Here is a 23,161-nt window from a genome sequence, read left to right as displayed (position 1 = left end):
TCGGGGTCCAACTTAACCCTGTGCTAGGTGGGCGCAAGGCACCCCACATCACGATGACGCGAGACAGCGCGGCGCGCCTACCCCAGCCACACATCCAGAAACAGCATCACCACCAGCCCGACGGCCAACCCCAAGGTGGCCTTGTTCTGGTGCCCGCTGCGGTGGGTTTCGGGGATGATCTCGTGGCTGATGACATACAGCATCGCACCGGCGGCAAAGGCCAGCCCCCAAGGCAACAACGGCTGCGCCAGCACGATCACCCCTGCCCCGATCAGCCCGCCGATGGGTTCGACCATGCCGGTCAGCGCGGCGATACCCCACGCCCGGCGCTTGCCATACCCCTCGCCCAGCAGGGCCACAGCCACGGCCAACCCCTCGGGCGCGTTTTGCAAGCCAATGCCGATGGCCAGCGGCAGACCGCCCTCCAGACCATTGGCGCCAAAGCCTACGCCCACGGCCAGACCTTCTGGAAAATTGTGAATCGTGATCGCGATAATAAACAGCCAAACCCGACGCAGCGCCGCCGCCTCGGGGCCTTCGCGGCCCAGTTTGAAATGCTCGTGCGGCAGGGTTTCGTTCATGGCATGGACTGCGGCCATGCCGATCAGGATCGACACACAGGTGATCGCCGCCGGGATCGCCCCCTCGCCATATGTGACGCCCGCCGCTTCAAGCGCCGGGATGATCAACGAGAAAAACGACGCTGCCAACATCACACCAGCCGCAAAGCCCAGCGCCATGTCGCGCGTGGCGCGTCCGGGAATATGCCCTGCCAGCACCGGCAACGCGCCAACCGCGGTCATAAGCCCAGCTGCAAGACTCCCAAAAAAGCCAAGGGCCGTGGGCGAAAGCGCATCAATCATTCAACGCCCATTCCCCGGCCCGGAACACCGGCACCCGATCACCGCTGCCGGTGATCCCGTCGATGTCCGTTTCCGGCCCGCCGATCATCCAATCGACATGGATCATGCTGGTGTTGCCGCCTCGCGCTGCCACCTCTTCGGGCGACAGTGATCCGCCATCGACGAAACATTTGGAATAGCACTGGCCCAAAGCGATATGGCAGGCGGCGTTTTCATCATAAAGCGTGTTGTAGAACAAAAGCCCCGATTGCGAGATCGGCGAGGAATGCGGCACCAGCGCCACTTCGCCAAGACGGCGCGCGCCCTCGTCGCTGTCCAGCAGCTTTTGCAACACCGCTTCGCCCTTGCTGGCGCGGGCCTCAGTGATGCAGCCGCCCTCGAAACGCACTTCGATATCTTCGATCAGGCTGCCCTGATGCGACAGCGGCTTGGTGGCGCGCACATGGCCGTCGACCTTGTGGGCATGGGGCGTGGTAAACACCTCTTCTGTGGGAATATTGGGATTACAGACAACCCCGTTGCCCGCCACCGAGGCCCCGCCCTGCCATTCATGCCCGTCGGCCAGCCCAACCGTCAGGTCGGCGCCCGGCCCGGTAAAATGCAGCGCGGCAAAGCGTTGCGCGTTCAACCATTCGGTGCGGGCGCGCAGCGTGGCGTTATGGGCCTGCCATTCGGCCACAGGATCGTCGCCTGTCACGCGCGAGGCGGCAAAGATCGCATCGGCCAGCTTAGCCACCGCAGCATCGTCGCCAAGGTCCGGAAACATGCGCCGCGCCCAAGACAGGCTGGGATAGCTGACAATCGACCAATTGATGTGGAAATTCGCGATATGATCCAGCGCCGGTTTATAGGCCATGGCATTGGCCTTGCCCGCGCGCGATACTTTTTCGGGGTCTTGCTCGGCCAGCAGCATCGGATCATCGCCGACAATGGCCATGCGGGCCGCGCCACCCTCGAACGCCTGCGCCATGCCCTGATAGAGCCAATCTGGCGCGCGATCAAAACTGTCGTCGCGGGGGTTTTCATAGCGCGCCAGTTGCAGCTGTTCGTCGCCAAGGATCGGTGTCACCAGACCGGCCCCGGCCCGATAGGCCGCGGCCACGATCGGCCGCACCAGCGGCAGCGCCGCAACCGGCGCGGTCAGCACCAGATCCTGACCCTCTTGCAGGTTCAGCCCGACGCGCACGGCCACCTCGGCCAGACGGTCAATAGACTGGGTATCAATCGGCTGGGATGTCATGCGAACCTCGTTGCCTTGCAGGAATTCGCTGCCACGTTCCTGCAAGGCGCGGGTAAGGTCAAGCAGATGCTTGTCAGGCCGCCTGCCCGCAATGCGCCGCCCGGACCTGTTTCCGATAGGCCGCAATCGCGGCGCTGTCTTGTGCAACAGGCACCCCAAGCTGCGCGGCCAGATCGAAAAAGCCCCGGCCCGGCAAATCGCCACCCCGCGCGCAGGCCAACGCGGCAATCATCGGACGGCCTGCGGCGGCATCTTCACGCATGGTCTGTTCCAAAGCGGCAGTGACCCGGCCCACCGATCCCGGCAGATACAGCCCCAGCGCACGGGCCAGTTTACCATAGGCAATCGGCACGGATTTGTCTGGCAAACCCGCAAGATGCGCGCGTGCCCGGTCTTTCAGCTCAGGGGTCGCAGCCTTGGCCGGTTTGCGCGCCGGCGGCACCTCGATCACCGCGCCATCGGCGCGGATATCAGCCGCCCATGCCCTTTGCGGGCTACGGATGGTCAGGCGGGTCACCTCACCAGACGGGGTTTCGCGGGTTTCAACGTCGCGCGTGATATCTCCACGCTCCAACCCCGCAACCAGAACATGCGTCGCAAGCCCCAGCCGACGGGCCAGATAGTCCGGGTCGATCCGCAAATCCCCATCGCTCCAATCCAGCGCATCGGGTGGAACGGGGCGGGTCAGAGCCGGGCTATCACCCGGTGTCTGGCTGTAAAAGGGGTTTGTCCCGGCCTCATGGTCGGTCACATCCACGATATCGCGTAGCTCAGGCAAGGCCGCGCGCAGCATGGTTTCGATGCCATCACGCAACGTGGCCGCCGAGGCCGCACAGCCCTGACAGCCCCCGGACATCCGCAGGTACACCACACCATCGCTGAGTTTTTCGGCACTTACGTGGCCACCATGGGCGGCAATCGCCGGGTTGGCCTGACGGTCCAACAGGTCAGTCACCTTCGCCAGCAGCGCGGCGTCGCTGTCGCCGTCTTCGTCTTGCGATTGACCAAGCGGCGCGTTTGACGCATCCAACGCGGTGCGGATCGCCGCCGCCACCTGTGGCTTAAGCTGCGCCCAATCGCTTGAGGTGTCTTGGGTCACGGTGATCGTCGCCTCGGCCACATGCACGGCCTGCACCCCCGGCACCGCGAACAGGGCCGCCGCCAAGGGGACATCCGGCTGCGGCGCGGTCCAATGCGCCGACTGGCCCTGTTGAACGGGCGCATCCAGCACAAAACGCATGGTCGCCGGATCATGGGCCGACGCCATGGCGCGGATGCGGCGGCGGGTTTCAGTTTCAGACATCTTCGGCCTCGACCTGTTTCATCGCCCGCAAGGCCGGAAAGGTGTAGATGCCCGAGCTGTGGCCATCGCTGAACGCCACGCCAATGGCATAGTTGCCGACGCTCCAGATGCGCGTGGGCTGAATATCCAGCGCCACGCTGGCCGGGTCCAGCAGGCGTTGACCCGACATTTCATCGCGGCAGGCCGCACATTGGCAGGCCAGACGCAGATCGCGCGGGTCGATCACCTGTTCGCCGCCATCCTGCCAGCGGATGTGCAAGCCGCTTGTGTCATACTCCAGCGCGACAGGCCTTTCGGGGTCGCCGCCTTCGATTGCCGCAGCACCTGCGGGTTGGCCGCTGCCTTGGGCCACCTGCCAATCAAACGGCACAGCCAGTCCGGGACCGTCCTGCTCTTTGCCGCCAATCGCCGCAGCAACGGCGCGGTATGCCTGCGCAGCCGGGCTGTCAGGGGCATCAAGGATCAGCGGGCGGCCTGCATCGCCGCCGTCCACAACCGCCGGGTCCAGCGGGATACTGCCCAGAAACGGCACATTCAGGCTATCGGCGATCTTCTGGCCGCCCCCTTGGTGGAAAATATGCGTAACCTCGCCGCAGGACGGGCAGGTAAAGCCGCTCATGTTTTCGACAACGCCAAGGATCGGCACATTGACCTGTTCCAGCATCCTGAGGCCACGGCGCACGATCTTGAGGCTAACATCTTGCGGCGTGCTGACCACCAATGCCCCGCTCAGCGGAAAGGCCTGCGCCAGCGTCAACTGGATGTCGCCGGTGCCCGGCGGCAAATCCAGCAAAAGCACATCCAGCGTGCCCCAATCGACCTGCGTGATGAACATCTGCAAATACTTGGTCACCATCGGACCACGCAAAATGGCGGGTTTGTCATCGCCCGACAGCATCGCCATCGAGATTACCTTGACTCCATGCGCCTGCGCCGGGATCACCTTTTTTGCGGGCGACATCGCCGGCGGCTGATCGCCCGGAATACCCAGCATGCCGGGGATCGACGGCCCGTAAAGGTCGGCGTCCACCACGCCAACGCGCAGCCCCTGCCCCGCCAAGGCCAGCGCAAGGTTTGCAGTCAGCGTCGATTTGCCCACGCCGCCCTTGCCACTGCTGACGGCGATCATGCGCCCAAGTCCCGCCAAGGGCGAGGTTGACCCGGTCTGGTCTGTATCTGTCATTGTCTCAATCCTGATTGTCTGGCGCGCCCACATCCTGTGCCACCACCTGATCGGTGCGGTGTTTCGGCGCATAACTGGCACAAAGTTGCCCGATGTCTTCTGGGGTCAGGTCCAGCGCGGCGCAGGCGCAATAGCCACCGCAGGGGCGGTCTTCGTAGTGGCCACAATCGCCGCAGGTGCCAAAGGCCCTGCAGCCGCGCTGAGCGGCCAGATCAGCGGCAAGGGCTGGCAGCACACGTTCCAATGTTGCACGACTGCCCTCCTCAAGACGGCCCAGCGCAGTGATCAAATGGCGTAGCGGGTCTTGCTCCAGCAAGTCACATCCGCTTTGCGTCAACTCGAATTGCACGCTGCGCCCGTCAATGTCCGAGCGTTGACGCTGCAGCAGCCCCTTGCCCTCCAGCGTCTTGATGGTCTGCGACGCGGTGCCACGCGTGGTCGCCTGAAAACTGGCAAAGGCCGACGGTGTTCTGGACGCCCGATTGGCGCGCGCAAAAAAGCGCAGCGCCACCCATTGCGAGGCGGTCAGATTCGCGCCCGCCTCCTCTCCGCGGGCGGTCCGGCCAATATGGACCAGCATTTCCGCCAACTGCTCTGCGCTGTCGATAAGGTGCGGTGGAAAGTTTCCAAGTTCAGCCATGCCCATTTGGTAGCGATTCAAAATCAATTTGACAAGCGCAGAATTGCAGATATGGTTTCGTTTCGAAACTAAATGACATTGGGCTTTCACAATGACGATTCCCTACATCCCAAGCGCACCGACGCGACAAAGCTATGGCAAACGCGAAGGGTTTCTGACCGAGGACGAAGAAGTGCGCCTTGCGCGCGCTTGGCGCGACACCGGCGATGTCGCCGCGCGCAACCGCTTGGTCACGGCCTATCATCCGCTGGTTATGTCCATCGCACGACGCTTCACCAAAACCCGCAGCCTTCAGGACGATCCGGATATGTTGCAGCATGCCTATATTGGCCTTTTGAAGGCGGCTGACGGGTTTGACCCTGAACGCGGCTTCCGGTTTTCGACCTATGCCGCATGGTGGGTCCGGGCCGAGTTGCAGGATTACCGCATGAGCAATTGGTCACTGGTCAAGCGCGGCCGCTCGGCCAAGGCGCGCAAGGCGTTTTTCAATCTGGCCCGGATTGAAGAAACGCTTGAGTCCGTGCCCGGCGAAACCGCCGCCGACCGCGATCAGCGGGTTGCCGAAAAGCTGGGCGTTAAACCCGCCGACCTGAACGCGATGCGCCAACAATTCAGCGGTCAAGACAGCTCACTGAACCGCCCGGCCTCTGATGAAGAGGGCGACGATATCATCAACTTGCTTCCCGATCCGGACTGCGACGTGGAACAAGATGTCGCGACGCGCCACGATCTGGATGTATTCCGGCGCACTGTCAGCCGTCATTTCGGCCGGCTGCCCGACCGCGAACGCGAAATCGTCATCGCAACGGTTGTGCAAGATCCGCCGATGACCCTGAATCAGTTGGGCAAAATACACGGCATCTCACGCGAAAGAGTACGGCAATTGCGCGAACGCGGACTAGAGCGCTTGCGAAGCTCGCTCAAGACCGAGCCTGAGCCGATGGAAGCTGCCTTCTGATCTCAAGAAAAGTGGAGGTCGCGGGCCTTGCCCGCGGCAACGCCTGTCATAAAATATTGACAGTTTTGTCACCAAACTGAATCCGAACAGTCACGCAGCTGACATGCCCCCCGCTTAGCACGGCGACGAAAAGCGGGGGCTACAATATGCTGCATGTCACGTCACTCACCAAGCGCTTTGGCAACAAAAGCGCGGTGGACAACGCCACATTCAAGGTCGCGAAACCGGCCATGATTGGTATCATCGGGCGATCGGGTGCGGGCAAATCCACCCTTTTGCGGATGCTCAACCGGCTCAGCGACGCCACAGAAGGCAGTATCACCTTTGAAGGTGCCGAGATCACCACGCTCAAGGGTGCGGCGCGCCGTGAATGGCAATCGCGCTGCGCGATGATTTTCCAGCAGTTCAACCTTGTCCCGCGCATGGACGTGGTGTCGAATGTGCTGCACGGCACGCTGAACAGCCGCTCGACCTTGTCGACGATGTTCAACCTGTATCCAACCTCCGACATCCACAGAGCCATTGAAATTCTGGACCGTCTGGGCATTGCCGGCGAAGCGCCCAAGCGTGCGCAAGCCCTGTCCGGCGGCCAGCAACAACGCGTGGCCATCGCCCGCGCCCTGATGCAAGATCCGCAGATCATTCTGGCAGACGAGCCGATTGCCAGCCTTGACCCGATGAATGCCCAGATCGTGATGGACGCCCTGCGCCGCATTCACGAGGAAGATGGCCGCATGGTCATTGCCAACCTGCACACGCTGGATACCGCGCGCCGCTATTGCGACCGTGTCATCGGGATGCGCGACGGGCGCATCGTTTTTGACGGCACTCCCGAACAACTGACGACCGGCGCGGCGCGTGACATTTACGGGGCCGATGCAAGCTTTTCCGAAGAAAGCACATCGACCTCTATCGAAACGCTGGACCGGGGCACCAAGCGCGCACTGCGCGAGGCCGAAGCCGCGGTCTGACGGCCCTTGGCCCGCCGGGGCTGGCGGGCCGACACTCCACGACACCCAAGACAACCCAATCGGAGAGAACCCATGACCAAACTGTTTGCCGCCATCGTGGCCACAACCGCCCTTGTCAGCCCTGCGCTGGCGCAGGACAAGATCGAGGAATTCCGCATCGGTATCCTTGGCGGCGAAAACGCCCAAGACCGCATGACCTCGAACGAGTGCTTCCGCGCCCACACCGAGGAATTGCTTGGCGTGCCGACAAAGGTCTTTACCCCGGCCGATTACGACGGTGTGATCCAAGGCCTGCTGGGCGGGTCGATCGACATGGCATGGCTGGGCGCATCGGCCTATGCCAAAACCCACCTGACCGATCCCGACGCGGTCGAGCCGGTTCTGGTCAAGGTCAATGTGGACGGCTCTTACGGCTACCACTCCATCGGCTTCACCCGCAAGGATACCGGCATCACCTCTCTTGAGGACATGCAGGACAAAACCTTTGGATTTGGCGACCCGAACTCGACCTCGGGCTACCTGATCCCGTCGATTGAAATCCCCGAGCAGACCGGTGCCAGCATGGAATCGGGCGATTATTTCGGCGAAGTGAAATTCACCGGCGGGCATGAGCAGACCATCGTCGCCGTCGCCAATGGCGATATCGACGGCGGTGTGACCTGGGCCGACGGCCTTGGCGCATGGGAAGACGGCTACAACTCGGGCGCGCTGCGCAAGGCGTCCGATGCCGGTCTGGTCGACATGAACGAGCTGGTCGAGATCTGGAAATCCAAGCCGATCCCGGAAGGCCCGATCGTTCTGCGCACCGACCTGCCCGAGCGCGTCAAGCTGGACATGGTCGGCCTGATGGCCTCGCTGCCCTATATGGATGCCGATTGCGCCTACAACTTCATGGCCGGCGAAGCCCTGGGCATGATGCCGATCGACCACGACGCCTATATCTCGATCGTCGAGGCGCGCAAGTCCAAAATGTAAGCCGAAAGGCGCATGCTCTGGCCGGTCCCATCCGGGGCCGGCCAGTTCTTTTTCCAAACCTCCAGAAGAAAGCAAAGCCGCATGACCGACAGCACGTTGGGCGAATCCGTCGGCGCCAAGGGCACGACAGACATCCAGAACGCCTACATGGCCATGGCCCGCACCAAGCGCATGTATGGCGGGATTATCCTGATTGTTTTCATCGCGCTGATGGTGTCAGGTTTCATGCTGGCCGACAGCCGCAACGCAGGCGGCTTCTGGGACGGCATCCTGAATATCTTTAAGTTTCCCGGCGAGGTGCTAGAGGAGGCGAGCGAAAAAGCCGCGCTCATCCCCGCGCTGATGTGGAAATTCCTGCCCTCGATGATCGAGACGATCAACATCGCCGCTGCCGCCACGCTGGTCGGGGGCCTCATGGCCATCATGCTTTCGCTACTGTCCACACGCGGGCTGGCGCGGTTTCCACGGCTGATCGCCCCCTTTCGCCGCCTGATGGACGTTCTGCGCGCGATCCCCGAGATCGTTGTCGCGCTTGTCTTGATCTTCATCCTCGGCGGCGGACCGGTGCCCGCGATGATCGCCATCGCCCTGCACACCGCCGGTGCGCTTGGCAAACTGTTTTCCGAGGTCAACGAGAATGCCAGCCTGAAGCCGCTGGAAGGCCTTGAATCCGTCGGCGCAAGCTGGAGCCAGCGGATGATGCTGGGCGTCGTCCCGCAGGTCGCCCCGAACTGGCTGAGCTATGCGCTCTTGCGGTTCGAGATCAACATTCGCGCCTCTGCAATCCTTGGTTTCGTCGGGTCGGGCGGGATCGGCTACGACCTCAAGAACGCGTTCAGCTGGGGTCAGGGCCGCTATGACGAGGTCGCTGCAATCTTCATCCTGCTGTTTTTGACCATCGTGTTCTTCGACCAGCTGTCCAGCCACTATCGCAACAAACTTATCGGAAAGGCCTGACACATGACCGCAACTGCCGACATGACCGGGGCCACCGACCTCAAACAGACCGCGACCGCGCTTGTGGCGCGCAAGCGGCTGGTGGCGATCCTCACGCCCATCGTGCTGATGGGCTATTTCGTCTACCTGTTCTTTGCCTTCGACCTTCCCGGCCTGGCCGAGCGCGCGCGCATGGACAACGCCAAGATCCTGATCGCGGACAGCTACAGCTACAAGACCCATATCACCCACGACAACCGCAACGGCGGGCTGGTCTTTGCCATCGAGGGTGAGAGCAAGGGCACCTATCCCGAGGGGATGATCCCCGATTTCGTCACTCCGGTGGGCGAGGATGCTGTCAACATCGCGCTGAAGGCCGGCGAAAGCGCCGAGATCGAAGGCTCGACCCTGCGGTATACGATTCCCGACTACGGCACCGTCACGGTCACCGTCGAGGGGCGCGACATCATTCTGGAAACGCCCGACGGCCAGACGCCCGACTGGATCAGCGCCAGTGGCGCGCGGGTCAACATCACCGGCGAAGGCGGGCGCGCCACGGTTACCCGTGCGCGCACCGAGGTCTACAACTATTCCTTCGGCTGGGAACTGTTCTGGTTCACCCTCGACAGCCCGTTTTACGGCAAAAGCCTTGGCGAACTGGCCGGGCTGGCCGTCTCGGGCGACCGAGTGGTCGCCGACAAAAGCAACATTGCCGCGATGGTTCATGATTTCTGGAACAACGCCATGTGGCGCCACAAGGATGTGATCTGGGCCATTTTTGAGACGATCCTGATGGCTTTCCTCGGCACGATGGGGGCCGCACTCGTGGCCCTACCGCTGGCCTTTCTGGCGGCGCGCAACTTTACCCGGCTGATGAGCATTCGCTTTGCCGTGCGCCGCTTTTTCGACTTCGTGCGCGGAGTCGACGGGCTGATCTGGACGATCATCCTTAGCCGCGCTTTTGGCCCCGGCCCGATGACCGGCGCGCTGGCGATCCTGATCACCGACACCGGCAGCTTTGGCAAGATGTTCTCGGAAGCATTGGAAAATGTCGATGACAAGCAGATCGAGGGCGTGTCCTCCACCGGGGCCAAGCCGATACAGCGTTATCGCTTTGGCGTCATCCCGCAGATCACGCCGGTCTTGCTGAGCCAGGTTCTGTACTATCTGGAATCCAACACCCGCAGCGCCACCGTGATCGGGGCGATCACCGGCGGCGGCATCGGGCTATTGCTGACACAAGCCATCATCACCCAAAAAGACTGGGAAGAGGTGAGCTATTACATCGTTCTGGTCATCCTGATGGTGATCGCGATGGACTGGTTCTCGGGCTGGTTGCGGGGCCGTCTGATCGGCAAAAGTGAGGAGCATTGAGATGCCCCGGCTCAGTGCCGACACACCGTTCATTCACGACGGCTGTCAGATCACCGATACACGGTTGGGCCGCTTTGTCGAGATCGGCCAAGGCAGCCGCGTGGCCCATAGCGATATCGGGGATTATTCCTATTGCGACCGCTACGCCGATCTTGCCAATGCGCAAATTGGCAAGTTTTCCAACATTGCCAGCTATGTGCGGATTGGGGCCACCGACCACCCGCTGACCACGGCCAGCATGCACCACTTCCTGTATCGCTCGGCGGATTACTGGGACGATGCGGCGGATGACCCTGCGTTTTTTGAACAGCGCAAGGCGCGCCGCGCGCAGATCGGGCATGATACATGGATCGGTCACGCCGCCATGATCAAGCCCGAGGTGACCGTGGGCCATGGCGCGGTGGTGGCCGCCGGGGCCATCGTGACCCGCGATGTCGCCCCTTTCACCATCGTTGCGGGCACACCGGCCAAGCCGATGCGCCACCGCCAGCCGCCCGAGATCGCCGAACGGCTGATCGCCTTGGCTTGGTGGGATTGGGATCATGACCGCCTGCGCACCGCGCTTGACGATTTCCGCACCCTGCCCGCCGAGGCGTTTCTTGAGCGCTATGGCGGCTAACCGTGGGGCGCTACTCGTCCAATGTCAGGGTGACGCGATCACCGGCAAACAGCGTCCGCCCGTATTCAACAGGCACACCATCGGCGGTGACGTTTACGCCGGTTGACCGCAACAACGGGTCACCTTCCGTCAGGTGCAAATGCAGCGCTTGCGCGGCATCGGCGGCCACGGCGGTCAACCGGGTTGACCCGCGCGTAAAATCGTCGATGCCCACCTCGCGCAATGCGGCGGTCACACCGGGCTGCGCGGCAAGCGCAGTGTCGATCCCCGGCAAACGTTCCAGCGGGAAAACGCTTTCGAACACCGCGATCGGGGCATCATCGGCCAATGACAGGCCATGATAGGCGCAAACCGGCGATCCTGGTTCGATTTGCAAGGCCTGCGCCTCGCCCGCTGTCGCGCTGCGCGTCTCGATCTGCAAAATGCGTTTGTCCGGGCGCTGTCCGGCGGCGCGCAGGTTTTCGTGAAATCGCACGCGACGACCAATCGGATAATCCGTCGGGCGTGCCGTTACGAAAACACCCGCGCCGCGCCGCGATCGCACCACGCCATCCTCTGCCATACGGGCCAAGGCATGGCGCACCGTATGGCGGTTGACGCCAAAGCGTTCGGCAATTTGCGCCTCGGTCGGCAGTTTGTCACCGGGGCCATAGCGGCCATCGAAAATATCACGGCGCAGCGCCGTGCAAATCGTCAGCCACAGCGGTGTCTTTGCCGGTTTCGCCAATGCCTTGTCATCCAAAATTCACAAATCCCTTGTGGCCTGATGCGTGTCGGTCTGACATAATAAGTCTAGTTGTATAGGAAATGGCAGATTTGTCGAGATGAAAGATCACAGCCCGGATATCCCGCAAAGGCGATCATGGATGGGCCTTCTGGCCCAAGCTGAAACCGGTCGGGTCGCTGACCTGCTGGATCAGTCTGGCCCGCGCCCCGAATTTCAATGGTTGCGCCGCCCTGAAACCGGCAGCGTCATGGTGCAGGGCCGCGCCGGCGGCACTGGCGCGCCATTTAATCTAGGGGAAATGACAGTCACCCGCTGCGCCCTGACGCTGGACTGCGGCACAATCGGGCACGCCTACATTCAAGGCCGCACCAAGGCCGACGCGGAAGCCGCCGCCTTGGTCGACGCGCTGATGCAGACAGACCAAGCCGCAGACATTCAAACCAGCGTGCTGGACCCGTTACACGCCGAGGCCGACCAGCGCCGCGCCGCCCGCGCGGCCCGCGCTGCCGCCACCAAGGTGGATTTTTTCACCCTTGTCCGAGGAGAAGACTGATGCAGACCAGCACCCCTCTTGGCGGCGGCTTTGACACGCCCGCAACGCAAGCCGCGATGGCGTTTCGCGCACTGATGGAGGCGATGGCGCGCCCCGGCCATATCGAAACCGTCACCGGCGCCACACCACCCGCCCCGCTCTCACCAGCCGCTGGCGCAGCTTTGCTGACATTGTGTGACGCCGAAACGCCGCTTTATCTTGCCGGGCCTTGCGATACACCGGCGCTGCGCGACTGGCTGGCGTTTCATGTTGGCGCGCCCTTGGTCGGCCCGGCGGATTGCGCTTTTGCCGTAGGCACATGGGCGGATCTGCAACCACTGACCGACTACAGCATCGGCACCGCCAGCTACCCCGACCGATCCGCCACGCTGATCGTCGAACTGGACGATTTGGGCGCGGATGGGGCCGTATTGCGCGGCCCCGGCATCAAAGACACCGCCGCATTGTCGCTGCCGGAAAAAGCGGCCTTTCAAGCCAACACCGCACAGTTCCCGCTTGGCTTAGATTTCATTTTCACCAGCGGTCAGCGGCTGGCCGCCCTGCCCCGATCCACCGAGGTTTTGTAATGTATGTCGCCGTCAAAGGCGGAGAGCGCGCCATCGACAACGCTCATGCATGGCTGGCCGAGGAACGCCGCGGCGATACGGACGTGCCCGAACTGTCAATCGCGCAGATCCGCGAACAATTGGCCCTGTCGGTCAATCGCGTCATGGCCGAAGGCTCGCTTTATGATCCCGACCTTGCGGCCCTTGCCATCAAACAATCGCGCGGTGATCTGATCGAGGCGATATTCCTGATCCGCGCCTATCGCACCACCTTGCCGCGCTTTGGCACGTCGCGCCCCGTCGCAACCGCGCATATGGCCTGCGACCGGCGCATATCGGCCACGTTCAAAGACCTGCCCGGCGGGCAGATCCTTGGCCCGACATTTGACTACACGCACCGCCTGCTGGATTTCAAACTGGCCGCCGAAGGCGACGCGCCGCCACCCGCGCCGCAGAAGGGCGATGCTGCGCCTGCCGATGTGCCGCATGTCACCGGGTTTCTCAACCAAGAAGGGCTGATCGAAGAGGCCCCCGCCGATGACACGCCCCCGCCCGACCTGACGCGCGAACCGCTGGAACTGCCTGCCGAGCGTGCCTTGCGCCTTCAGGCCTTGGCGCGGGGCGACGAAGGCTTTGTGCTGTCGATGGCCTACTCCACGCAGCGCGGTTATGCCCGCAACCACGCCTTTGTCGGTGAATTGCGGATCGGGGCGGTAGCCGTTGAAATGGACATTCCCGAGCTGGGCTTTGCCGTCGAGATTGGCGAAATCACCCTGACAGAATGTGAAACCGTCAATCAATTCACCGGGTCCAAAACACAGCCGCCGCAATTCACCCGCGGTTATGGTCTGGTCTTTGGCCAGACCGAGCGCAAGGCGATCTCGATGGCTTTGGTCGATCGCGCGCTGCGGTGGGAAGAACTGGGCGAGGATTATACCGGCGCGCCCGCGCAAGACGCCGAGTTTGTCCTGTATCACGCCGACAACATTCAGGCGACGGGCTTTCTGGAGCATATCAAGCTGCCGCATTACGTCGATTTTCAGTCTGAACTGGAGCTGGTCCGCAAACTGCGCCGCGACGTGCAGGACCGGGCGGATGCTGCGGCCGCACAACACCCCGAGGCCGCAGAATGAGCGCCGTGGTCTTTGATATCGGCAATGTTCTGGTCGAATGGGATCCCGCTGCGGCGTTCCTGCCCGATCTGGGCTGCCGCAAAGAAACGGATGCCTTTCTTGAACGCACAGCCTTTCATGACCGCAACCAACGCGCCGACCGGGGCGAACGGTTTGGCGCCTTGGCGCAGGAAATTGGCGATCCGGACGACAGGATGCTGTTTTCACGCTATCCCGAACGCTATGCGCTGACGGTGCAACGCCCGATCGAGGGCACATGGGCCATCATCAACCGTCTGAAACGCAAGGGTCATGCGTTGCACGCAATCACCAACTGGTCCGCTGAGACATGGCCCATCGGGCTGACATTGCACCCCCGCCTGCACGATGCGTTCGGCGTGACCATCGTGTCGGGGCGCGAAGGCCTGACCAAGCCCGATCCGGCAATTTTCAACCTGCTATGCCAACGCGCCGGTCTGCGGCCCGACGACTGCCTGTTCATCGACGACAGCCCCGCAAATGTGCAAGGCGCGCGGGATGCAGGCTGGCAAGCGCATCACTTTACCACGCCCGACCACCTTGAGGCGGACCTTATGGAAAGGGGCCTGTTGTGACCGATCAACCCTACAATTTTGCCTATCTGGACGAGCAAACCAAACGCATGATCCGCCGTGCGATCCTCAAAGGTCTGGCCATTCCCGGCTATCAGGTGCCGTTTGCCAGCCGTGAAATGCCCATGCCTTATGGCTGGGGCACGGGCGGCGTGCAGGTCTCGGCGGCGGTTCTCACGCCTTCGGACCGTTTCAAGGTGATCGACCAAGGGGCCGACGACACCACCAACGCCGTTTCGATCCGAAACTTCTTTCGCCGCACCGCAGGCATTGAGGTGACGACGAAAACGACAGATGCCACCGTGATCCAGACCCGCCACCGGGTGCCGGAAACGGCCCTGCACGCGGGGCAGGTTCTGGTCTATCAGGTGCCCATCCCCGAGCCGCTGCGCTTTCTAGAGCCGCGCGAAACCGAAACCCGCAAGATGCACGCGCTTGAGGATTACGGGCTGATGCATGTGAAGCTTTATGAAGACATCAGCCGCCATGGCCATATCGCCACCGCCTATGCCTATCCTGTCAAGGTGGAAGGCCGCTATGTGATGGACCCGTCACCGATCCCGAAATTCGACAATCCGAAAGTGTCGGACTGCCCGGCGATCCAGTTGTTCGGCGCAGGGCGTGAACAGCGCATCTATGCCCTGCCGCCCTATACCCGCGTCGTCAGCCTTGATTTCGAAGATCACCCCTTCGAGGCGTCCAAGGCTGATCACCCCTGCGGATTGTGCGGCGCGGAAGACAGCTATCTTGACGAGGTGATCACCGACGATGCAGGCGGGCGCATGTTCGTCTGCTCGGACACCGATTTTTGCGAGACCAGACAAGCCGCGGGCCACCGCGGAAAGGATGCGGCATGAGCGAGCACACCCAACCCCTGTTATCCGTGCGCGACATCGCCAAGCGCTATGGCAGCCATATCGGATGCACCGACGTGTCGTTTGACCTCTATCCCGGCGAGGTGATGGGCATTGTCGGCGAAAGCGGCTCGGGCAAATCCACGCTGCTGAACTGCATGGCGGGCCACCTGACGCCCGATAATGGCCAAGTGATTTTCGACACCCGCGCCGATGGCCCGCGCGATACCGTCACCATGTCCGAACCCGAACGCCGCATGCTGGCGCGCACCGATTGGGCCTTTGTCCACCAACATGCCCGCGACGGGCTGCGCATGGGGGTCAGTGCCGGCGGCAACGTGGGTGAGCGCCTGATGGCCGTGGGCGCGCGCCACTACGGCGACATTCGCGACAAGGCCACCGATTGGCTGGACCGTGTCGAAATAGCCCCCGACCGGATTGACGACCGCCCCGCAACGTTTTCGGGCGGCATGCAGCAACGCCTGCAAATCGCCCGCAACCTTGTGACCGGCCCAAGACTGGTGTTCATGGACGAACCCACGGGCGGGCTGGATGTCAGCGTGCAGGCCCGCCTGCTGGACCTGCTGCGCGGGTTGGTGCGCGACATGGGGCTGTCGGCAATTATCGTCACCCATGATCTGGCTGTCGTGCGCCTGTTGGCCGACCGGCTGATGGTGATGAAATCCGGCCATGTGGTAGAACAAGGCCTGACCGATCAGGTTCTGGACGACCCACAACATGGCTACACACAGCTTCTGGTCTCAAGCGTGTTGCAAGTCTGAGACCGCCGGGGCGGTTTGCCCCCGGACCCCTTAGGATATTCAAAGCAAGAAGAACGCCCATGATTGAGATCGAAAACCTGTCCAAAGCCTTTACGCTGCACAATCAGGGTGGCGCCACGATCCGCGTGATGGAGGGGGCCAACCTGTCGGTGCAAAAAGGCGAATGCGTGGCCTTGGTCGGGGCCTCCGGGGCTGGCAAATCCACGCTGATGCGGATGATCTACGGCAATTACCTTGCCGAACACGGCAGCATCCGGGTGGGTCGCACGGTGGTCACCGATGCCAGCCCGCGCGATATCCTGACCATGCGCCGCGATGTTCTGGGCTATGTCAGCCAGTTTTTGCGTGTCGTGCCCCGCGTGCCCACGCTTGACGTGGTAGCCGAGCCGTTGCTGGCCGTCGGCACGCCGCGGGATCTGGCCCGCGACCGGGCCGCAGAGTTGCTGGAGCGGCTGAATATTCCGCAAACCCTGTGGGGTCTGTCGCCCACGACATTCTCGGGCGGCGAGCAACAGCGCGTGAATATTGCACGCGGCTTTACGCATGACTACCCCGCCCTTTTGCTGGATGAACCCACCGCCAGCCTTGACGCCACCAACCGCGCCGTTGTGCTGGATCTGATCGGCGCGGCCAAGGCGCGTGGCGCGGCGATTGTTGGGATCTTCCACGACGAGGCCGCCCGCGATCAGGTCTGCGACCGCGAAATCGACGTGACCGCCTTCACTCCGGTTCGCGCCGCATGACCGCCCCGCGCGATGATACCCAGGCGGCAAGGCCCGGCACGGGGCGGCTGATTGCCGTGGTCGGCCCCTCGGGTGTTGGCAAGGACAGCGTAATGCAGGCGCTTGCCCATGCCGCACCCGGCGTGCAGCCGGTGCGGCGCGCCATCACCCGTCCACCGGGCCAAAGCGGCGAGGACTATGAGGCGCTGAGCCTTGACCAGTTTCAGGCTCGCGCCGCAAATGGTGGCTTTTGCCTGCATTGGCAGGCACATGGCCTGCACTATGGCATTCCCGCCGCCGTGCTGGATGATGTGCAGCACGGGGCGCAGCGCATGGCCAACCTGTCACGCGGGGTATTGACCCAAGCGGCACAGCTGTTTCCCGGCTTTGTCGTGCTGAACATCACCGCAGCGCCTGCAACATTGGCGCAGCGCCTTCAGGCACGCGGGCGCGAAACGCCAACGGATATCGAAAGCCGTCTGGCCCGCGCATCGGCACAGCTGGACCCAAGCCTGCCCGTTCATCACATCGAAAACGACGGCCCGCTTGCGGCAACAGTCGCAAGCGCGTTGCAGTCCCTGGGCCTTGCCCAACATGACGCGCCGACAGAAGGACAGACTTGACCATGATCTCAGCCCCTTCCACCACAACGGCCCCAGCCGATACGCCACAGCCCAAGGCACAGACATCGGGTGACGTGTTACACCTTGCCAATGCGCGGCTTGTTCTGGCCGACACTGTCTTGCATGGATCACTGACCGTTGCAGACGGCCATATTGCCGACATCACCGAAGGTGCCCATGTAAGCCAAGGCGCGATTGACTGCGACGGCGATTACCTGATCCCCGGTCTGATCGAATTGCACACCGATAATCTGGAACGCCATATCGAACCGCGCCCATCGGTTGACTGGCCCCACCTGTCGGCCATTCTGGCCCATGACGGCGAATTGGCGGCCACGGGCATCACCACCGTGTTCGATGCCATGCGCGTCGGGTCGATCCATCGTGGCAAAGGTGGCTATGTGAAATATGCCCGCGCCCTGACCGATGAGATCTTGGCCCTGCGCAAGGCTGATGCCCTACGGATCAGCCACTTTTTGCACCTGCGGGCCGAAATCTGCTCGGAAACGCTGCTGGAGGAACTGGACGAATTCACCCCGGAGGACCGGATTGGCATCCTCAGCCTGATGGATCACACGCCGGGACAGCGGCAGTTTCGCGATATTTCCAAGCTGAAAACCTATGTCGCCAAGAAACGCGGAATGACCGATTCGGAATTCAACGATCACGTCACGCATTTGAAAGGCCTGCGCGCAGAATTTGGCGACCGGCATGAAACCGGTGCCGTGACGCATGCCAAACGGCTGGGCGCGGTTCTGGCCAGCCATGATGACACCACCGCCGATCAGGTGGCGGCCTCGGTCACCCATGGCATCGGTTTTGCCGAGTTCCCGACCACATTCGAGGCCGCAGAGGCCTGCCGCGCCCATGGCGCCGCGATCATGATGGGCGCGCCGAATATCATCCGTGGCGGCTCGCATTCGGGCAATGTCAGCGCGTTGGAACTGGCCAATGCGGACCTGCTGGACATCGTATCGTCAGATTACGTTCCCTCCGCCTTGTTGCTGTCGGCCTTCCGCTTGGGGGCGCTGTGGCAGGATTTGCCGCGCGCCATCCGCACCGTGACGGCCAATCCGGCACAGGTGGCCGGGTTGCCAGACCGGGGTGAGTTGGCTAGGGGCCGCCGGGCCGATATGGTGCGCGTGGCCAGCATGGGCGACACCCCCGTGGTGCGCGGGGTCTGGAGCAAAGGCCGCCAAGTTGGATAACCCGGTCTAGCGGTTGAACTGCATGGGCAAGGTAAAGCTGTAGCTGGGCTTGGACAGCCCCTTGGGCGCAGCCGGGAACCGTCCTGCCGATTGCACGGCCCGCACCGCCGCCTGATCCAATGCGGCATTGCCCGACGAGCGCGCCAGCGCGACCCCCCGCAGGCTACCGTCACGGCCAACCGTCAAACGCACCAGCACCGTGCCCGAGGCCCCGCGCGCCGCCGACGGATAACGCTTGCGCCGCTCCACCTTGCGGCGCAGCTTGGCCCCCCATTGCGCGGTCAGGCTTTGGATTTGCCCGGCGTTGAGGCTGGTTGCTTGAGACGCGCGCGCATTGCCCGCATCCGCCCCCTGCCCTTGCCCCGCCGCGCGCTGTGCGGTGCTCGCCGCTGCGGGATTGCGCGCGGGGTCTGCTTTGGCCTTGGGCTTGGGTGGCGTGCTGCGTTTCGGGCGCTCGCGCGGGCGCGTGTCGGCCAGCTTGGCGGTGTTGGGCGTGGGCTTGGCGACTGGCGGCGGGGGTGGAGCTGTCACCGAAGCATCGGGCACGCTCTCAGGCGCGGGCAAGGCCAGACCCTGAGGCGCTGTCGCGGTGGCGCGCGGCATGGGATCAACGCTTGGCGCAGTTGGCGACGGCGGCGGGTCCGTGGCCGCGACCTGCGGCATGTCAGGCGCATCAACCGGCGCGGACAGATCGGGCGGTGTCTCCCATCGTTCGACCATATCGGCCAGTTGCGCATCCGACACCTGCATCGAGATCACGGCTTGCCCCGCGTCGCCAGCGGCAGTCAGGCCCGTGTCTTGCGGTTCCCAAAGGGCAACCGCCAAATGCAGGGCCACCGCCACGGCCACGAACGCCAAAAATTCGGTCAAGCGGATCATTGCGCCACCGTCACAAGCTGAATTTCCGCAAAGCCGGCCTGCGCCAGCCGCGGCATCAACCGCGCCAATGTTGCGCCCGGCAGTTCAGCATCGGCGCGCAGGATCACCGGCGGCGGTGGCACAGTGTCCGAGCATCCGCCCAAGGCGCAATACGCGTCTTTGGCGGCTTGCAGCGCCGGAATCGCGGCCTCTTCACCGGTAACATCACGAAAGGCCAACGCACCGTCGGGCCCAAGATACAACGTGAATTCCCCCTCGGCCACGCCACCAGGCTGCGACGCCATGGGCGGCTCAACCTCGATCGGATCCGGCGGGGCGATCTGTGCCGTCATCAGGAAAAAGATCAGCAGCAGAAACACCACGTTGATCATCGGCACGATGCTTTCGGGCGGGTGGCGGCGCGGTGGTGTGGAAAATCGCATCGGTTACTCCACCAGAACCAAACCCGTAAACCCGGCGCGCTGCAAGTGCTGCATCACATCGACCAAACGCTGCAACTGCGCCTCATCACGCGCGCGTAACACGATGGTATCTGAAGGGGCCTCCATCAGATCGGCCAAGGCAGATGGCAAATCCGCGACCGCCACGACCTGACCATTCAGGCGCAGGCTGTCGGGCAGGATATCCACCAATCGCGGCGGGCCGGAATATGGTGACTGCCCCTGCCCTGCCACGTTCAGCGGCACCTGCGTATCCATGCCGAACCGCGAGGCCAGCATGAAAAACACCAGCAGCAGAAACACCACGTCGATCATCGGTGTCAGGCTGGGCTTGCGGCGTGGCCTTGGGCTGTCGAAGGCAAACATGATCACTCGGCCGCGCGGGCCACGGCATCATCCGCGCCTTGCAACGGGCGCAAGAAAATCCGGGTTGCCGCGTCTTCCATCTCAAGGCGCAACCGGTCCACGATGCTTTCGAACCACGTCAGGGCCATCGACGCAGGGATCGCCACGGCCATGCCGGCGGCTGTGGTCAACAAGGCCTCCCATATGCCGCCGGCCAAGATCGCCGGATCGGCCCGGCTGCCCGCTGCCTGCAAGGCCTGAAACGCCGCGATCATGCCCAGAACCGTGCCCAACAGGCCCAGCAATGGCGCGATGGTTGCAATCAGTTCCAACGGGCGCAATCCGCTGCGCGCCTGCGCCAAAAGGTTGCGCGCCACACGTTCGGTTTCCGCTTGGGCAGATGCCTCATCCAATGTCGGGTCGCGGCGCGACTCCATCGCCGCGCGGATCAGCGCCGCGCGACAGGTTTGTCGCCCCTGCACTTGGGCCATCGCGGCGTCTTCCTGCCCCTCAGCCCACAGCGCCACCGCGCTTGCCGCGCGTTTGCCACCCGCCCATGCGCCCATCAGCGCCAGCCGCCAGATTTTCCATAGAATCAAGGCCAAAGCGATGACTGAAACCGCCGTGATCGCCCATATCGCAGGCCCGCCCAGCATGATGAAATCACTTACCCTGTCGAATCCCGACTGCGCCTGAAAAAGCCCACCATCAGGCAAAGAGGTTGCTGCAGATGTGCTTTGTTCCGGTGAGCTGCTGTTCGGGTCTGCCATGGTCTGCCTCGCTTGAAGAATACCGCCTGGATGCTGCGATATGTGCGGGTTAAAGCGCTTCTGAGACCGCTTCAAGGGTATTGCTTTGCACTGACCACCGGCACCGGCGTGTTATCCGGCAAGGTCATGCTTGACCTGTTGCGTTCGCGATCCACCTCAGCAACAATTCAGATGACCGTTCATCCAAGGAGCTGACCAGAGATGGAACTGAACGCAGATTTCAGCCAGCGCGCCGTCGTGCGCTATAACGAAAGCGATTGGGTCGCCTCCCCTATGCCCGGTGTGCGCCGCCGGATGCTGGACCGTATGGGCGATGAGGTCGCCCGCGCCACCACGATCGTGCGGTTTGATCCCGGAAGCGCCTTTTCCCCCCACACCCATGACGGGGGCGAGGAATACCTAGTGCTTGACGGCACATTTCAGGATGAAGATGGCGACTTTCCAACCGGGTTCTATGTGCGCAATCCGCCGACATCATCGCATAGGCCAGCCGCGCACGACGGGGCGACAATCCTTGTCAAGCTGCACCAGTTCGATCCCGCCGATCGCACCCAAGTCCAGATCGACAGCGGCACGGCGCAATGGTCGCAGGCAGCACCGGGCGTCGAGAGCTTGCCGTTGCACGAAGACGCACGTGAACGGGTGGTCATGGAACGCTGGGCACCCGACACGGTGCGCCGGCTTGATGCCTCGGGCGGGCTAGAGGTTTTCGTGATCGACGGGGCGCTGTCGGATGACAGCGACACGCTTGGTCAATGGGATTGGCTGCGCTTGCCGGTCGGGTCAGAGTTCACGGCCAAAGCAGGCCCCGAGGGCGCGCGCGTCTGGATCAAGACAGGCCACTTGCGCCACATCGGCGAGGCCCCTGCGTGACCCCTGACACCGAGGTCTGTATTATTGGCGCAGGGCTGTCGGGCCTTGCGCTGGCAACGGCCTTACAAGCCGAGGGGCGCGCGGTGACAGTGCTTGAGGCACGAGACCGGCCCGGTGGCCGGGTTCTGTCGCAGGACGGCTATGATCTGGGGCCTTCATGGATCTGGCCGCAGAACCGTCGGATGCTGACGTTGATTGATCAGCTGGGCCTGAGCCATTTTGCACAATACGCCTCGGGTCGGTTGGTGTTCGAAGATGGCGGCGGGATGATCCGCCGGGATCTGGAGTTTGCCACCATGGGCGGGGCGTTGCGCGTTGTTGGCGGATTGGGCCGGATCACCGATGCGCTGGCTGCGCCTTTGGGCGACGCGTTGCACCTGTCCTGCCCCGTCCAAAAGGTGGCCGAGGATGCTGCAGGCGTAACGATCACAAAAGACAGCACCAGCCTGCGCGCCGCGCGCGTCGTACTGGCCTTGCCGCCGCGTCTGGCAACGGGACTGGGCGTTGCCCTGCCAGATGTGCCAACATGGATGGCTGGGCAGGCTAAACTGGTCGCAACCTACCCGGCCCCCTTTTGGCGCGAACAGGGGCTGAACGGCGATGCAATCTCGCATCGCGGGCCGCTGGCCGAGATTCACGACGCCTCGCCCGATAATCAGACGGCGGGCGCGCTTTTTGGTTTTGCCCATCCCGGCGCAGCGCGCGACACAGGATTTCAAGACGCGGCGATCACACAATTGGCGCGATTGTTCGGGCCAGAGGCCGCAACCCCGGATCAGGTGCTTGTAAAGGACTGGAGCACCGATGCAGCCACCGCCACTGCCGCCGATCAAACCCCGCTTGCCGGACACCCCGTCTATCGCGCGCTGCCCGCAACGCAACGCCTGATCTTTGCCGGAACCGAGGCCACGTCCGAGGATGGCGGTTTTCTGGAAGGGGCCCTTGCCGCCGCCGAAATTGCCCGTGCGCGCCTTGCGACGATTGCTGGATGACCTGCGTGCTGCTGGACTTGATAACCGGTTCAAGGCCGTCGCGCGGCTGATTCCTGACCCGCC

27 protein-coding genes are annotated in these 23,161 nt (G+C 63.0%); 17 read left to right on the top strand and 10 right to left on the bottom strand.

Annotated elements, in window-relative coordinates; genetic code table 11:
• Positions 1–77: 77 nt before the first annotated feature.
• From HAT86_RS09450 to HAT86_RS09430, 5 genes are all read right to left on the bottom strand, one after another.
• Positions 78–860, bottom strand: a complete 783-nt coding sequence (locus HAT86_RS09450; RefSeq protein WP_167196398.1) for a ZIP family metal transporter — start codon at positions 858–860, stop codon at positions 78–80.
• The gene (locus tag HAT86_RS09445) at positions 856–2,103 is read right to left on the bottom strand and encodes an aminopeptidase (RefSeq protein ID WP_167196394.1); all 1,248 of its coding nucleotides are present in this window, start codon (positions 2,101–2,103) and stop codon (positions 856–858) included. The genes HAT86_RS09450 and HAT86_RS09445 overlap by 5 nt, the downstream gene beginning before the upstream one ends.
• A 73-nt stretch (positions 2,104–2,176) precedes the next feature.
• Complete coding sequence (locus tag HAT86_RS09440) at positions 2,177–3,406, bottom strand: NifU family protein (RefSeq protein WP_167196370.1); 1,230 nt, start codon at positions 3,404–3,406, stop codon at positions 2,177–2,179.
• Positions 3,399–4,589, bottom strand: a complete 1,191-nt coding sequence (locus HAT86_RS17000) for a P-loop NTPase (protein WP_167196367.1) — start codon at positions 4,587–4,589, stop codon at positions 3,399–3,401. The genes HAT86_RS09440 and HAT86_RS17000 overlap by 8 nt, the downstream gene beginning before the upstream one ends.
• 4 nt (positions 4,590–4,593) lie before the next feature.
• On the bottom strand, positions 4,594–5,229 hold the full coding sequence (locus tag HAT86_RS09430; RefSeq protein WP_167196365.1) for a MarR family transcriptional regulator: 636 nt from the start codon (positions 5,227–5,229) through the stop codon (positions 4,594–4,596).
• 91 nt (positions 5,230–5,320) lie between these two features.
• Here HAT86_RS09430 and HAT86_RS09425 point away from each other — a divergent pair, with 91 nt between their 5' ends.
• From HAT86_RS09425 to HAT86_RS09400, 6 genes are all read left to right on the top strand, one after another.
• Positions 5,321–6,187, top strand: a complete 867-nt coding sequence (locus tag HAT86_RS09425; RefSeq protein WP_167196363.1) for a sigma-70 family RNA polymerase sigma factor — start codon at positions 5,321–5,323, stop codon at positions 6,185–6,187.
• Between the two features lie 146 nt (positions 6,188–6,333).
• Positions 6,334–7,158 (top strand): phosphonate ABC transporter ATP-binding protein, encoded by an 825-nt coding sequence (phnC, locus tag HAT86_RS09420; protein WP_167196361.1) that lies wholly within the window; start codon positions 6,334–6,336, stop codon positions 7,156–7,158.
• 72 nt (positions 7,159–7,230) lie between these two features.
• Positions 7,231–8,133 carry a phosphonate ABC transporter substrate-binding protein gene (gene phnD / locus HAT86_RS09415; RefSeq protein WP_167196359.1) on the top strand — a complete coding sequence of 301 codons (903 nt, stop codon included), beginning with the start codon at positions 7,231–7,233 and terminating at the stop codon, positions 8,131–8,133.
• 81 nt (positions 8,134–8,214) lie between these two features.
• Positions 8,215–9,090: a phosphonate ABC transporter, permease protein PhnE gene (phnE, locus tag HAT86_RS09410; RefSeq protein ID WP_167196357.1), complete on the top strand. Its 876-nt coding sequence runs from the start codon at positions 8,215–8,217 to the stop codon at positions 9,088–9,090.
• A 3-nt stretch (positions 9,091–9,093) separates the two neighbouring features.
• Complete coding sequence (gene phnE, locus HAT86_RS09405; protein WP_167196355.1) at positions 9,094–10,443, top strand: phosphonate ABC transporter, permease protein PhnE; 1,350 nt, start codon at positions 9,094–9,096, stop codon at positions 10,441–10,443.
• Position 10,444: 1 nt separating this feature from the next.
• The gene (locus HAT86_RS09400) at positions 10,445–11,062 is read left to right on the top strand and encodes an LbetaH domain-containing protein (RefSeq protein ID WP_167196353.1); all 618 of its coding nucleotides are present in this window, start codon (positions 10,445–10,447) and stop codon (positions 11,060–11,062) included.
• A gap of 10 nt (positions 11,063–11,072) precedes the next feature.
• Here the strand turns inward: HAT86_RS09400 and phnF are convergent, their stop codons facing one another.
• Complete coding sequence (phnF, locus tag HAT86_RS09395; RefSeq protein ID WP_167196351.1) at positions 11,073–11,789, bottom strand: phosphonate metabolism transcriptional regulator PhnF; 717 nt, start codon at positions 11,787–11,789, stop codon at positions 11,073–11,075.
• A 97-nt stretch (positions 11,790–11,886) separates the two neighbouring features.
• Here phnF and phnG point away from each other — a divergent pair, with 97 nt between their 5' ends.
• Genes phnG through HAT86_RS09350 form a run of 9 tightly spaced genes read left to right on the top strand, consistent with a single transcriptional unit; the run spans position 11,887 to position 18,799 of the window.
• Positions 11,887–12,342, top strand: coding sequence for a phosphonate C-P lyase system protein PhnG (gene phnG / locus HAT86_RS09390; RefSeq protein WP_167196349.1), 456 nt, complete (start codon positions 11,887–11,889; stop codon positions 12,340–12,342).
• Positions 12,342–12,908 (top strand): phosphonate C-P lyase system protein PhnH, encoded by a 567-nt coding sequence (phnH, locus tag HAT86_RS09385; protein ID WP_167196337.1) that lies wholly within the window; start codon positions 12,342–12,344, stop codon positions 12,906–12,908. The genes phnG and phnH overlap by 1 nt, the downstream gene beginning before the upstream one ends.
• The gene (locus HAT86_RS09380; RefSeq protein ID WP_167196334.1) at positions 12,908–14,020 is read left to right on the top strand and encodes a carbon-phosphorus lyase complex subunit PhnI; all 1,113 of its coding nucleotides are present in this window, start codon (positions 12,908–12,910) and stop codon (positions 14,018–14,020) included. The genes phnH and HAT86_RS09380 overlap by 1 nt, the downstream gene beginning before the upstream one ends.
• Positions 14,017–14,613, top strand: a complete 597-nt coding sequence (locus HAT86_RS09375; RefSeq protein ID WP_167196331.1) for an HAD family hydrolase — start codon at positions 14,017–14,019, stop codon at positions 14,611–14,613. Before HAT86_RS09380 ends, HAT86_RS09375 begins: the two co-directional genes overlap by 4 nt.
• Positions 14,610–15,467 (top strand): alpha-D-ribose 1-methylphosphonate 5-phosphate C-P-lyase PhnJ, encoded by an 858-nt coding sequence (locus HAT86_RS09370; RefSeq protein ID WP_167196328.1) that lies wholly within the window; start codon positions 14,610–14,612, stop codon positions 15,465–15,467. Before HAT86_RS09375 ends, HAT86_RS09370 begins: the two co-directional genes overlap by 4 nt.
• Complete coding sequence (gene phnK, locus HAT86_RS09365) at positions 15,464–16,246, top strand: phosphonate C-P lyase system protein PhnK (RefSeq protein WP_167196325.1); 783 nt, start codon at positions 15,464–15,466, stop codon at positions 16,244–16,246. The genes HAT86_RS09370 and phnK overlap by 4 nt, the downstream gene beginning before the upstream one ends.
• A gap of 59 nt (positions 16,247–16,305) precedes the next feature.
• Positions 16,306–16,989, top strand: a complete 684-nt coding sequence (gene phnL / locus HAT86_RS09360; RefSeq protein ID WP_167196322.1) for a phosphonate C-P lyase system protein PhnL — start codon at positions 16,306–16,308, stop codon at positions 16,987–16,989.
• A complete protein-coding gene (phnN, locus tag HAT86_RS09355) occupies positions 16,986–17,591 on the top strand; it encodes a phosphonate metabolism protein/1,5-bisphosphokinase (PRPP-forming) PhnN (protein WP_167196319.1) in 606 nt (201 codons plus the stop codon). The genes phnL and phnN overlap by 4 nt, the downstream gene beginning before the upstream one ends.
• Positions 17,592–17,593: 2 nt before the next feature.
• Positions 17,594–18,799, top strand: coding sequence for an alpha-D-ribose 1-methylphosphonate 5-triphosphate diphosphatase (locus HAT86_RS09350; RefSeq protein WP_167196391.1), 1,206 nt, complete (start codon positions 17,594–17,596; stop codon positions 18,797–18,799).
• Positions 18,800–18,805: 6 nt separating this feature from the next.
• On the opposite strand, the gene HAT86_RS09345 is transcribed toward HAT86_RS09350, so the two are convergent.
• From HAT86_RS09345 to HAT86_RS09330, 4 genes are read right to left on the bottom strand one after another with little or no spacing between them, the layout of a single operon-like run.
• Positions 18,806–19,678, bottom strand: coding sequence for a cell envelope integrity protein TolA (locus HAT86_RS09345; protein WP_167196315.1), 873 nt, complete (start codon positions 19,676–19,678; stop codon positions 18,806–18,808).
• The gene (locus HAT86_RS09340; RefSeq protein ID WP_167196312.1) at positions 19,675–20,100 is read right to left on the bottom strand and encodes an ExbD/TolR family protein; all 426 of its coding nucleotides are present in this window, start codon (positions 20,098–20,100) and stop codon (positions 19,675–19,677) included. Before HAT86_RS09340 ends, HAT86_RS09345 begins: the two co-directional genes overlap by 4 nt.
• Positions 20,101–20,103: 3 nt before the next feature.
• Entirely contained in the window at positions 20,104–20,484 is a 381-nt protein-coding gene (locus HAT86_RS09335; protein ID WP_167196309.1) for an ExbD/TolR family protein, read from the bottom strand.
• 2 nt (positions 20,485–20,486) lie between these two features.
• Positions 20,487–21,233, bottom strand: a complete 747-nt coding sequence (locus tag HAT86_RS09330) for a MotA/TolQ/ExbB proton channel family protein (protein WP_167196306.1) — start codon at positions 21,231–21,233, stop codon at positions 20,487–20,489.
• Positions 21,234–21,434: 201 nt separating this feature from the next.
• Between HAT86_RS09330 and HAT86_RS09325 the strand changes: the two genes are divergently transcribed.
• Together HAT86_RS09325 and HAT86_RS09320 are read left to right on the top strand one after the other, a co-directional pair.
• Positions 21,435–22,106, top strand: a complete 672-nt coding sequence (locus HAT86_RS09325; RefSeq protein WP_167196303.1) for a cupin domain-containing protein — start codon at positions 21,435–21,437, stop codon at positions 22,104–22,106.
• Entirely contained in the window at positions 22,103–23,098 is a 996-nt protein-coding gene (locus HAT86_RS09320; RefSeq protein WP_331272524.1) for a flavin monoamine oxidase family protein, read from the top strand. Before HAT86_RS09325 ends, HAT86_RS09320 begins: the two co-directional genes overlap by 4 nt.
• Positions 23,099–23,161 lie beyond the last annotated feature (63 nt).

The sequence above is a fragment of the Roseovarius gahaiensis genome, assembly GCF_011601345.1.
GTDB lineage: Bacteria > Pseudomonadota > Alphaproteobacteria > Rhodobacterales > Rhodobacteraceae > Roseovarius > Roseovarius gahaiensis.
This window is presented reverse-complemented; position numbering and strand designations above follow the sequence as displayed.